Raw genomic sequence first — 12,334 nt, 5'->3', positions numbered from 1 at the left:
CCTCCAAAATAAAAGACGATTTAATAATGACATGATGAAAATGATAGTAATTCGATTATTTATATACTGAACGTTCGGTTTGTAATAGAGTGTGAAAAAAGGGTGTTGTTTTTCATGATTTCTTTTCAATACCATGCAGAAATACTTTGATGGCGGCATGATAAAGGGCAAGCGCATTTTCCACCTTCGTTATCCGGGACATCTGGCTTAAACCAACAATGAGGCTCTCAAAGATGACGGATAGCTGCTCCACATTATGATTCTCAAACTCCCCGCGATCAATCCCTTGCTGCAGCAATCTTTGATCGAATTCCAAATGGCTCCGAATAATCTGGACGATTCGCTGCTCTACTTCCTCGGTAACATCTCCATTGCTGTTCATAAATTCATCAAGCGCCTTGGAGAAGGGGTGGTTCAGATCATCAAACACCAATTGATCCGCTATTCCGTATAGCTTGTCAACGGTGGTGGTGTAATGCTGCTCTTTACTGTTCCATTTCTGTTCCCACTCGAGGTCCCATTCCTCGATCAGATACAGAAACAGCCCTTCCTTGCTCTTGAAATGATAATAGATATTCCCTTTGCTGCTGCCGGTGGCTTCAACGATTTCCTCAATGGACGTGGATTTGTAACCCTTCTGCATAAAAAGTGCCTTGGCGGCTTCGGCAATGCGTCGCTTGGTATCTTCCGTTTGTTGTTGTTTTTTATTCACGCATGCACCCCCTTATACCCTTTGCGAGCTTTTCAAAATTTATATACTGAACGTTCGTTCTGTATCTTACCAAATACAATTAATTTATTCAAGACCTCTCGCTGGAGACCTCCATAGGGGCGTTTTTAATTCCAGGATATCGCCCTTGAGCGTAAAGGAAGTAGCGGCCTGCTCCGTAACCTGGGTACGAATATTGTCATTCCGCAGAGGAGGAGCTCCATATTGCTCAGCCGGCGCTCTAGCAAGACATTTCCACTTGAGGAGGATCCGAAATTGGACTCTGTGTTATCGGATCCAGTCGGTTTCAAAAAATAACCGTTACCATCAGTAGGTAGCGGTTATTATAGAACGTGATTTATTTCCTTTAATGGTTTACTTCAATGAACTTACGCGATTTCTCATGATAGGACAGCAGCCCCGAAACGGTCACGAATTCGTAGCCTCTCTTTTGCAGCTCCGGCAGAATCACTTTGAGGGCTTCAACTGTCTGTGTACTACCCGGCACAAAATCGTGCATCAGAACAATGTCTCCATTATGGGCATTATCCAGCACTTTTTTGGCAATCCGATTAACGCCGGGCTTTCGCCAGTCCAGCGTATCCTGGTGCCATGACCATAATACGGTCAGCATACCGAAATCCTTGCTCGTGCGGACAATCGCTTCATTATAACTGCCTCCGGGTGGACGAAACAGAACGGTTCGAATGCCAGTTGCATGAAAAATCGCATCCTGCGTACGGTTCAGTTCGCTCGTTAACTTGCTGACGTTAATATTGTGAAAGGGAGGATGGGAGTATGAGTGATTGCCGATCTCATGTCCTTCCTGCAGCTCTCGCGCTACGATCTCAGGGTGTTTCTCCACCCGGTTGCCAACAACGAAGAAGGTAGCTTTAGCGTCATATTGCTTTAGCAGATCCAGAATTTGAATGGTATTCTGTTCGTCCGGACCATCGTCAAAGGTAAGGGCAATTACTTTGTTTTGTGTGGGGACTTCCCATACAATCTCGCCGCGTTCCTCATAATAATCCCTGCCTTTGGAAGCGGATGGTGCATGCTCGGCGTTAACAACTTTCGGATAGCAAAGAGAAATGGAGAGAGCGATTAATACGACGGTTGAGAGTTTTTTCATGGTGAGGGGTATCCTTTTCTCGGCTGTTCTAGTCTTCGCATATGACAATGCAAGCCTATTTATCATTTGGCGATAACGGTAAAATTATTCTTTATGGCATACGGAAGCCTTTGAATCGATGAATTAAAGCGGTGGTTCAAGCTATTAAGTAAGGTGATGCCAAAAATTATGAGTTTCATATATTGACATCACATGGTTGGACATGGTATTATCAATTTTGTCGCTAAGACGAAATGTGCACACCTAGATATCGGAATGAGATCGCAATATATTGCGATTCCCACGCGTACCTTCGGCTATGTAAGTGAACGTGAACGACGCTAGGAACATGCGCGGATAAATATGCCGGGGTGGCGGAATTGGCAGACGCACAGGACTTAAAATCCTGCGGTAGGTGACTACCGTACGGGTTCGACCCCCGTCCTCGGCATTATAACAGCGTCTGGTAAGATGCAAAATAAGTCGGCCCCCGTATGGGTGCCGGCTTATTTTTTTAAATCGACATAAGGTCAATTCATGATGAGTGTTGTTATTGGATTCAAATTGAACGGAAGATGTTATGGTGTTCCGATTATAGAAATCGCATTCTTTTATGATTCCATGCTGGCCTGTGTGAGAGGAGAGAGGAGACATGCGGATGTTTAACAATGATTGGGACCTTATTCTGCAGGGAGAAATGGATAAGCCTTATTTTCAAGCTTTGATGGAACGGGTGGACGAGGAATACCGGCGCAGCACGGTGTATCCCCCCAAGGAAGATATATTTCGGGCTCTTCAGCAAACATCGTACCAATCGACAAAAGTCGTTATTTTGGGACAAGATCCTTATCACGGTCGTAGGCAGGCGCAGGGACTGAGCTTTTCCGTTTCGCCCGGGGTTACGATTCCTCCGTCTTTACGAAATATACATAAGGAGCTTGCTTCGGATCTGGGAATCTCGATTCCCCGTCACGGTTCCTTGCAATCGTGGGCGGATCAAGGAGTACTGCTGCTCAATGCAGTGCTTACGGTTCGCGAAGGCGAGCCGAACTCGCATAAAGGGATCGGGTGGGAGACATTCACCGATACGGTTATTGCGAAACTGAATGAACGTGATCAGCCAATGGTTTTTATATTATGGGGCAGTTACGCACAGAAGAAAGGTTCTTTCATAGACCGAAGCCGGCACAAGGTGCTTGAGTCCAGTCATCCGAGTCCATTTGCAGCGCATAAAGGATTCTTCGGTAGTCGTCCATTTTCAGCATCGAATGCTTTTTTAATGCAAAAGGGTATGGATCCGGTGAATTGGGACATCCCAAGCACACCGGGCGATGGAGATGAATAATCCGCGAGAGGTGACCTTCATGAAGCATTGGATTGGTCGTCATGTTGTCATTCAGCGTTTAGACGGGGCAAAAAGCACGGTTGAAGGTGTGCTGAAAGGGTGGGATCCCGTTCAGGAAAAAGTGATTCTAGGTCCGGGTGAGCTTGTTATACCGTTTCGCGCCATTCATAGAATTATGCCAAGAAACGCATACCCTGCCTTGAACTCCATCGGTTATGTCGTGAATCATACCATTCAATTCGATAACGCCATCTATTTTGGATCATCCGTGATGATATGGCGGGGCAATCGACTGGTGTTATCACAGGCCATCCTGACTACTCACGATGAGGATACCGTTACCTTGTCAAATGGTATGATATTGCGCAAGGATGAGCATGATTTTGTGGTTCGATCTCTGCGCGGCAATGCGTGATTCTTTAAATAAAGGATGTCCCCAGCAGCCATCGTGAAGTTGGCGGGGACATCCTTTTTTGTACAAATGTCACTTGTATGTCTGAAGTAACTCGAGTTCATTATGCGTCTTCTACTTTTTCGGCAAGGAACAGTTCGTAAATCCGTACCACGATAATTTTGACGATCATGTAGGCGGGAATGGCGAGCAGGATGCCAAGCAGCCCGAAGAAGTCGCCGCCTACAAGAATGAGGACAATCGTGGTCAACGGGTGAATATCCAGCTGTTTCCCGTAGATGACCGGTGTCAGAATATTATCTTGGATCTGCTGTGCGATGACAATGACGACAACAGACCATATCGCAATCGAAGGAGATTCGATAAAACCGATGATCACGGCAGGAATGGTCGCCAGCAGCGCTCCGATATACGGGATGAAATTCAAGAAGAAGGAGATCACCGTCAAGAGCAAAGAATAAGGCAGCCCGATGATCAGAAATCCGATATAGATCATGATGCTAAGTATAAGATTCAGGATCACTTTGCCGATAATAAAATTGCTGAGTGCTGTATCGATCTCACCCAGCACTTCCTTGCCGTCACGGCGGTATCGTCTTGGTAGGACACTGAGCAGCTTGGGCGGAAGCTTGCTCCCTTCCTTCAGCATGTAGTACAGAATAATCGGAATCGTAGCAATAATAACGACAACGCTGGATACAACGGCAATCAGGTTATTGATGGAGTTGCTGATCCAGGTAATGATCCGATTCATGTATTCCGTCAGTGAGGTAGATAACTCGGATTCCGTTGGTATAAAGCGTGACCAGTATGGATTCTGCTGCAGCTGGTCGATCTGTTGCTGCACACCCTCTACCAGAAAGGGGGCATTACTGATAAAATTTTCGATCTGCTCGCGCAGTGTCGGCCACACCACAATGCCGAAGATGGCGCAGAGACCGGCAAACACGAAATACAGCATCAGGACGCCAATGGATCGTTTGATTTTCCGCCGCTCCAGGTAGTCCACAATCGGTCTGAGCAGATAATAGAAGAAGCCGGCCATCGCGACGGGAACGATCAGCATATTGAACATGGAGACGATTGGCCGGAACAAGAAGCTGATTTCGGATCCGAGATAAATGATCAAGAGCAGTGCGATTATGCCAAAGCATGTCCTGAAATATTTGCTCTGCATCATGGGCAGTCCCTCCATACAACGAATAGGTAAATACATTGGTACGATGTAACATTTGTATTTAACCAATTTGGAGGGATTTGAAATCACCAGTTTATGCTTATCAGTTTCGTATGGTGACCCGGGTATGAATCGGCACGAGGGAGGCAAGCTCAATGACGTCCTCGTTATACATTCGAATGCAGCCATGGGAAACGTAGCGGCCGATGGATGAAGGGTCATTCGTGCCATGGATGCCATAATGGGGTTTGGACAACCCTAACCAATAGGCTCCAAAAGGCCCCCCGGGATTTGGCTGTTTGTTGACGATGGTGTAATTGCCTGGCGGCGTCTGCGTAGCCATTTTACCGATGGCAACCGGGAACGTACGTACCACGGTGTCGCCATCCAGCAGGTGGAGCTGAAAATCGGATAAATCGACAATAATGCGGTATTGGGGCATCTTAATTCATCTCCTTCCTGATTATGCTATGAATTAGCGGGAAGAGCGACCCCTAAATCAACTTAAAATAGGCAAATTACATCTTCATGACTGGTAGAAATTTCATCCATTGATAACGCTCTGCTGATGTTATTATTTAATAGGTTAAGCAGTAACAACGTTTACATCAGGAAGGGGAAACCAATGTCTCCTGCTAAGTTTTATCAAAAATATATTAAAAATAATATGTTTACCAAAATGCTGCTGTTAATCTCCTTGATTGCGGTGGTTACCATCGTCACCTTATCTTTTCTCATGTATTACTTCTTGTTTCAATCGGCCGTGCGCAGCGAACTCGACATTCAGCGAAGAGCGGTTGAGCGGGTGGAGCGGCAATTGAATCAAAAATTTGAGAATGAGCAGTCCTATGTAAATGACTTGTACCGCAACAGTTCTCTAGGGATTGACACTTCCTATTTCCTCATGAACTCGTTTGATGAGTACATGGCCAAGCGAATGGATCGGATCGCGGGCGGCGGGCAGTCCAATTCAGACAGTGTGGTTGCTTATTTCAAGCAAAGGCTGGACGACGACCCGGATATTGAGAATATCATGCTGTATAGTGCCGAGAAACAATATGTATATGTATACAAGCAGGGCAGCATGACAAGGCTCTATCAGGCGAATGCCACGCATTCGTACATTCCTGATGTGATGGCGATGGAGAGCCAGAGCGTCACGCTGCCGAATCTCTGGGTACGTAAGCTGGCCGGAGATGTGAATTTGCCGTTATTCTCGATCCGGAGCCCGATTAATGATATGACCACATACAAGAATTTGGGGCAGTTGGTTATTTTATATCGAACGGAAGCACTGGATACTGTCCTGAACAGCGGCGAAGATCCCCTGAAGGGATCCGTGCTGGTCTTGTCGGGTGACGGCCGTGTGATGTTTGATTCTTCCGGCAAATATTACGGGAAGAAGTATCCTTATGCCGACCGGCTGCTGAATTCCAAAGATACCGTGAACCTAGATGAGGAATCGTACATTACAACAGCGGCTCACAATCAGGCAGGGTATACGGTGGTCGGAATCACACCCAAACGTGAGATATCGGAGTCCTTCCATGGTTTGCAGAACACCATCATCATTGCGGCCCTGCTATGTATTGTCGTTGCGGTATTCATTCCTTCGCTGACAATCGTGAATTACTCCAAGCGCACCGATAACATTATCCGTTTTATGCGCAAGGTAGAGAAGGGGGAATTCGTTGCCCGGATGCAGGATACCAAGGAGGATCAGCTAGGGCAAATTGCGGGCAGCTTCAATGAGATGCTGGATGAGCTTTCCCGGTATATCGACAAGGTATATAAGGCAGAGATTAACCAGAAGAACGCGGAGCTGTCTGCACTGCAAGCGAGAATTAACCCACATTTTTTATACAATACGCTTGAAGTGATTCGGATGAGAGCTCTTTCGCAGGGGGCTCAGGATGTCGGTGATATGATCTACAGCTTGTCGATGCTGTTCAAGAATATCGTGCAGCATAAGTCCCACTACACATTAAAGGATGAGCTGGAGGCGTGCAGGCTCTATCTGGAGCTGTTTCGAATTCGCTATAAGGACAAGTATATTTATAAAATGCACTGTGAGGAACAAATCAAACATGTGCCGATGATGAAAATGTCGCTGCAGCCACTGATTGAAAACTACATCGTTCATGGGCTGCGCAGCGACCAGGATGATAACTGGCTAACGGTTAACGCGTCGCAGCAGGATGATGATGTCGTAATCGAGATCAAGGATAACGGGAAAGGGATCGAGCCAGAGCAGCTTGAGGAGATCAAATCCCGGCTGGAAATGGCCGAGTCGAGTGAAGAATCATTTGGTCTGCGGAGTGTGAATGAGCGATTAAAGCTGACGTTTGGAAGTTCGTACGGAATGGACATCCAGAGTGAGCCGGGCAGCGGTACAACGGTGACAGTCAAATTTCCGGTGACAGAAGGGAAGCTGAATAACGATGTATAAAGTGTTTATCGTGGACGATGAACCATTTATTATAGAAGGATTGGTTGACGTCGTGGATTGGTCGAAGTATGGCATTGAGGTGGTGGGGCATGCGGAGAATGGCCGTCAGGCGCTGGAGAAGATGGCGGTCATTCCGGTTGACATTCTCATCACAGATATCTCGATGCCTGTCATGACGGGACTTGAATTGATTGAAGGCGCACGAAAATTGAACCGCAATTTGAAGGTAATCATCCTGAGCGGCTTCGACGATTTTGCCTATTTGAAGGAAGGCATGCGTCTGGGGATCGAGAATTATTTGCTCAAGCCGATCAATCTGAAGGAATTGGAAGAAACGATTGCCAGCACAACGGATAAAATGAACAAATCCAGAAGAGAAATGAGACTGGACGAGTACGACATTAACGTATTGCGGAGCAATATCCTGTACCGCTGGATCACGGACCGGATTGAGCCGGAGGAACTGGAGGAGCGCACGACCCTTCTGGGGCTGAATCTGAATTTGCCGTATGTCATGGCGTCTATCCTGAGAGCGGATTTCACGCCGCTGGAGAATAGCCTGTATCAATTAATGGATCAGGAGCCGGGTGTCCTGTATTTCCGGGACAACGACGGCGATCACGTGGTGATTTTTATGATGAAAGATCCGGACACGGAAAAAGCGAGAGCCATTCGGCTGCTGCAGCAGGTGCGCGAGCAATGCTATGAAGAGGAGCTGTCCATCTCGCTTGGCAGCGTGGAAAGTCTCGGCGGAAATTATAAGGACAGTTATCTTCATGCCAAGGAGGCGCAGGAATACTATCTTGTTCTGGAGCAGCCCTCCTACGTGGATTATGTTGATGTTCAAGCCAAGAAGGGGGAAGCGGCGGAATCCTATTCCGTGCAGTGGCCCGAGTATGCCAAAGGCATCGCCGGTAGGGACAAGCAGGTGCTGTTTGATTTGATCGATAGTGATTTTGATCGGCTTCGCCATACGCAGGGGATGATCCCGACGACACTCAAGAGTATCGCGGTCGAGATGGTCATTCGCCTGAAACTGGAGCTGAACGATATCCAATACACGGCTGCTCCTGATTTTGTGAAAAATACGATTACGGACATTATGGATTCCGTATCGATCGACGATCTGATTACGGCTGTGAAGGATGGGGTAGGCGGGCTGGTTGATTCGCTCAACAATGATGTGAAGAGCCCTGTCATCCAGCAGATTCTGCATCATATCCAGCACCATTATAATGAGGATTTGTCGCTGAAGGTGTTGGGCGCTCAGTATCATATTCATCCCGTCTATCTGGGGCATCTGTTCCATAAAGAGACGGGAGAGAACTTTACGGAGTATATTAACCGGTACCGGATTGAAAGAGCGAAGGAGCTGCTCCGAAACTCTTCAACGAAAGTACAAGATATCGCAAAAAATGTAGGTTATTGGGAAACCGGTTATTTCTATAAACAGTTCAAAAAATTTGTCGGCGTATCGCCGAGGGATTTCCGAGGAATGCTCTGATTGATTTAATCAGAGTTTTTTTCTTTATTTTCACCATAATACCTTTAATTTTTCGCCTATGTGAAACTGCTTTCATGGGATAACCTTATAAGTGTAGAGACACAAGGATTCAAAAGGGAGGATAAACATGAGTAAATCGAAAAAGAAATGGCTCCTGCCCCTAACGCTTTTATTGTCCGCATCCATGCTGTTGTCGGCATGCGGGGGCAACAAAGAGAGTGCAGGAAACGGCGGGGGAACTGCCGAGAAACCGGTTGAGCTGATCTGGTACACCATCGGAACACCTCAAAAGGATGTTGACAAGGTTGAGGAAGAAATCAATAAATACACTGCTGAGAAGATTGGTGTAACCGTTGACATGAAAATGATCGACTTCGGTGATTACAACCAGAAGATGCAAGTCATGGCAGCTTCCGGCGAACCGATGGATATCTTGTTCACAAGCTCATGGGCGTTTGACTATGTGCAAAATGCACGTAAAGGCGCATTTATGGAAATGGACGAGCTGATTGAAAGTCATGGACAAGGCATTAAAGACGCGATTGACCCTGCGTTCCTGGAAGGTTCCAAGGTTGATGGTCACAACTATGCGATTCCGGCAAACAAAGAGCTTCCTGCTCAAGAAGCATGGCGCTTTAACAAAACATTGCTTGATAAATACAACCTCGATATTTCGAACGTGAAATCGATGGAAAGCTTGGAGCCACTGCTGAAAACGATTAAGGAAAAAGAACCGAACGTCGTTCCTTTGGCAATTAGCAAAGACTTCGGTCCATTGCTTCCGTTTGACTACATCATCGAAAAAATGCCAATGGCCGTTTACCTGGATGACAAGGAAGATCTGAAAGTTGTGAACTTCCTCGAAATGCCAGAAACAATGGACATGCTTAAATTGATGAACAAGTACTACAAAGCGGGATACATTTCCCCAGAAGCAGCTACAACAACTTCGACGCAAGATCTGATGACTTCCGGCAACTGGTTCGCAGACCGTGCGGCAACGCAGCCGTTCGCAGATAATCTGTGGAGCCAAAGCTACGGCTATCCGGTAGTGTCCACTTCGGCTGGCGATGCAACGATCTTCAACTGGTCGGTAATGGGTTCGATGCAAGCGATTTCCGCTAACTCGAAATACCCTGAGAAAGCCATGGAGTTCCTGAACCTGCTGAACACAGACGTATATCTTCGTAACCTGGTTGACTCCGGTATCGAAGGCGTACACTACAAAAAGCTTAGCGAGAACGTAATGGAAAACTTGCCAGAATCGAAAAACTACGACATGCCTACCTTCGCGCTTGGTAATGTCATGCTGACTTACTTGAATCCTGAGGATCCTGAGAACAAATGGGAAGAGTTCAAGAAGTTTAACGAGTCCGGCCAGGCTGCTCCGCTTCTCGGTTTCAACTTCGATCCAACCAAAGTATCCACAGAGCTCGCAGCAGTCAACAACGTAAAAGAAGAGTTCTGGGCACCGCTGATGACAGGTACCGTAAATCCTGAAGAGTTCCTGCCAAAAGCGAATCAAAAGCTGAAAGCCGCTGGTCTGGACAAGATCATCGCTGAAGCACAAAGCCAAATTGATGCTTGGAAAGCAAGCAAGTAATAACAATGCATGAAGCGGTCTTTCTTGTCCCAAGGACAGCAGATACCGCTGCAGTATGAACAAGGACGGGGCGGCGGATGTTCACCGCCCTTCTTTTGTTCATTCATGCACATCACGAGGAGGGGTAAGCGTGAGAGCGATCGGACAGTTTTTCAAAAATATTATGACGAATAAGGCCATGCTGTTCATGGTTTTGCCGGGGACCTTATGGTTTCTCTTATTCTCATATTTGCCCATGTTCGGGACCATTATTGCATTTAAGGAATACCGCTTTAGCCGGGACGGCTTCTGGGCAAGTATCGTTAATAGTGAATGGGTAGGATTCCAAAACTTTAAATTCCTGTTCAGTACCAACGATGCTTACATCATTACGCGCAACACCGTACTTTATAATTTCGTGTTCATCATTTTGGGTCTCATTCTATCCGTAGTACTGGCTATCGTGTTGTCCGAAATTGTGAATAAGAAATTGGCGAAAGTCTATCAAACGGGTATGTTTCTGCCGTACTTCTTGTCTTGGGTTATTGTAGGTTATTTTGCATTCAGTTTCCTGAGCATGGATAAAGGGATGTTGAATCAAATCCTGGGATGGTTTGGCATGGAGCCGGTTCAATGGTATTCCGAAGCCAAGTATTGGCCGATATTCCTGACCTTAATCAGTTTGTGGAAATCCGTTGGTTATAACAGTGTCGTTTATCTGGCGGCGATTATGGGGATCGACAAATCCTTGTACGAAGCGGCGATGATTGACGGCGCGAACAAATGGCAGCAGATTAAAGCCATCACGCTTCCGATGCTGAAACCGCTGATGACCATTTTGACTCTTCTTGCGATCGGTAAAATCTTCTACGCTGACTTTGGTCTCTTCTATCAAGTGCCAAGGGATTCGGGAACCTTGTATTCCGTAACGAACGTTATCGATACCTATGTATATCGTGGTCTGAAGACAACAGGCGAGATCGGAATGAGTACTGCTGCGGGTCTGTACCAGTCGGTAGTCGGATTTATTCTCGTTATGGTATCGAACTATATCGTTCGTAAATATGACAAGGATAATGCATTGTTCTAATCGATCAATCTACCAAGAAGGGGGTATGTGACGTGTTCAAATCTAAAAGCAAGATGAAAGATTTCCATCAGCTTTCATCCGGGTGGAATGTCGTGTTCAACCTGATTGCCGGTATTTTCTCGTTCCTGTGTGTATTTCCGTTTTTGTTCGTCATGATCATTTCATTTACGGATGAAGGCGCCCTTGCCCGCAACGGATATCAAATCTGGCCGGAAAAATGGAGTCTGGAAGCCTATAAATATGTATTCCAAACTGGCGATACACTCCTTCGTTCCTATGGCGTTACGATCTTTGTAACGGTAGTGGGGACGTTGATCAGCTTGTTTATTATCTCGTTGTATGCTTATGCCATCTCTCGTAAAGGGTTCAGATATCGGAACTTCTTCGCGTTCTTTGCGTTTTTCACGATGCTGTTTAACGGGGGTCTGGTACCGACTTATATCGTTGCAACGCAATTGCTCGGTCTGAAAGATTCCATCTGGGCTTTGATCCTGCCATTGGCACTCAACGCCTTCTATATTATGATACTTCGTACGTTCTACAGCACCAGCGTTCCGGATGCTATCATTGAATCCGGTAAAATCGACGGTGCGAGCGAGTTTAAAATTTTCTACAAGCTGGTATTGCCGCTATCCTTGCCGGGTCTGGCAACCATCGGGTTGTTCAGCACCTTGGGTTATTGGAATGACTGGTTCAACGCATTGCTCTACATTGATGATCCGAACCTGGTTCCGCTGCAATCCATGCTCATGCGGATTGAAACCAGCATGCAGTTCATCTTGCAGAACTCTCAGAATTCATCCCTTAGCATGGCCGCTCTGCAGAGCATGCCACAGGATACTTCGCGGATGGCGATGGTCGTTCTGGCAACCGGACCGATTATTCTGGCCTATCCGTTCTTCCAGCGCTATTTCATTCAAGGTCTGACCATCGGCGCGGTTAAAGAATAAATTCT

General features: G+C 46.5%; 11 protein-coding genes and 1 tRNA gene. 8 read left to right on the top strand and 4 right to left on the bottom strand.

The features are described 5' to 3' along the window. Positions 1–112 precede the first annotated feature (112 nt). Both AB4124_RS11370 and AB4124_RS11365 read right to left on the bottom strand, forming a co-directional pair. The gene (locus AB4124_RS11370) at positions 113–712 is read right to left on the bottom strand and encodes a TetR/AcrR family transcriptional regulator (protein ID WP_430112770.1); all 600 of its coding nucleotides are present in this window, start codon (positions 710–712) and stop codon (positions 113–115) included. A gap of 364 nt (positions 713–1,076) precedes the next feature. Then, the gene (locus AB4124_RS11365; RefSeq protein WP_076320669.1) at positions 1,077–1,841 is read right to left on the bottom strand and encodes a polysaccharide deacetylase family protein; all 765 of its coding nucleotides are present in this window, start codon (positions 1,839–1,841) and stop codon (positions 1,077–1,079) included. A 344-nt stretch (positions 1,842–2,185) separates the two neighbouring features. Between AB4124_RS11365 and AB4124_RS11360 the strand changes: the two genes are divergently transcribed. The 3 genes from AB4124_RS11360 to AB4124_RS11350 all read left to right on the top strand — a co-directional run bounded on the left by AB4124_RS11360 (position 2,186) and on the right by AB4124_RS11350 (position 3,580). Then, positions 2,186–2,271, top strand: a tRNA-Leu gene (locus AB4124_RS11360). Positions 2,272–2,478: 207 nt separating this feature from the next. Continuing rightward, entirely contained in the window at positions 2,479–3,165 is a 687-nt protein-coding gene (locus tag AB4124_RS11355; RefSeq protein WP_215164057.1) for a uracil-DNA glycosylase, read from the top strand. 19 nt (positions 3,166–3,184) lie between these two features. Continuing rightward, positions 3,185–3,580 (top strand): hypothetical protein, encoded by a 396-nt coding sequence (locus AB4124_RS11350; protein WP_076320670.1) that lies wholly within the window; start codon positions 3,185–3,187, stop codon positions 3,578–3,580. 100 nt (positions 3,581–3,680) lie between these two features. Here the strand turns inward: AB4124_RS11350 and AB4124_RS11345 are convergent, their stop codons facing one another. Further along, entirely contained in the window at positions 3,681–4,757 is a 1,077-nt protein-coding gene (locus AB4124_RS11345; RefSeq protein WP_076320671.1) for an AI-2E family transporter, read from the bottom strand. A gap of 100 nt (positions 4,758–4,857) precedes the next feature. Further along, complete coding sequence (locus AB4124_RS11340) at positions 4,858–5,196, bottom strand: L,D-transpeptidase (RefSeq protein ID WP_339271972.1); 339 nt, start codon at positions 5,194–5,196, stop codon at positions 4,858–4,860. Between the two features lie 183 nt (positions 5,197–5,379). On the opposite strand from AB4124_RS11340, the gene AB4124_RS11335 reads away from it, so the two are divergent. The 5 genes from AB4124_RS11335 to AB4124_RS11315 all read left to right on the top strand — a co-directional run bounded on the left by AB4124_RS11335 (position 5,380) and on the right by AB4124_RS11315 (position 12,329). Beyond that, positions 5,380–7,203 (top strand): cache domain-containing sensor histidine kinase, encoded by a 1,824-nt coding sequence (locus AB4124_RS11335; RefSeq protein WP_441972890.1) that lies wholly within the window; start codon positions 5,380–5,382, stop codon positions 7,201–7,203. Beyond that, complete coding sequence (locus tag AB4124_RS11330) at positions 7,196–8,707, top strand: response regulator transcription factor (protein ID WP_339271974.1); 1,512 nt, start codon at positions 7,196–7,198, stop codon at positions 8,705–8,707. The genes AB4124_RS11335 and AB4124_RS11330 overlap by 8 nt, the downstream gene beginning before the upstream one ends. 127 nt (positions 8,708–8,834) lie before the next feature. Then, positions 8,835–10,310 carry an ABC transporter substrate-binding protein gene (locus AB4124_RS11325; protein WP_076320675.1) on the top strand — a complete coding sequence of 492 codons (1,476 nt, stop codon included), beginning with the start codon at positions 8,835–8,837 and terminating at the stop codon, positions 10,308–10,310. Positions 10,311–10,449: 139 nt separating this feature from the next. Next, on the top strand, positions 10,450–11,379 hold the full coding sequence (locus AB4124_RS11320) for an ABC transporter permease (protein ID WP_179090580.1): 930 nt from the start codon (positions 10,450–10,452) through the stop codon (positions 11,377–11,379). 53 nt (positions 11,380–11,432) lie between these two features. Next, positions 11,433–12,329: a carbohydrate ABC transporter permease gene (locus AB4124_RS11315; protein WP_076321299.1), complete on the top strand. Its 897-nt coding sequence runs from the start codon at positions 11,433–11,435 to the stop codon at positions 12,327–12,329. The last annotated feature ends 5 nt before the right edge of the window (positions 12,330–12,334 follow it).

Source organism: Paenibacillus sp. 2KB_20, from assembly GCF_052115765.1.
Taxonomy (GTDB): domain Bacteria; phylum Bacillota; class Bacilli; order Paenibacillales; family Paenibacillaceae; genus Paenibacillus_AQ.
The sequence above is the reverse complement of the archived record's forward strand: the minus strand, read 5'-3'. Positions and strand labels throughout refer to the sequence as shown.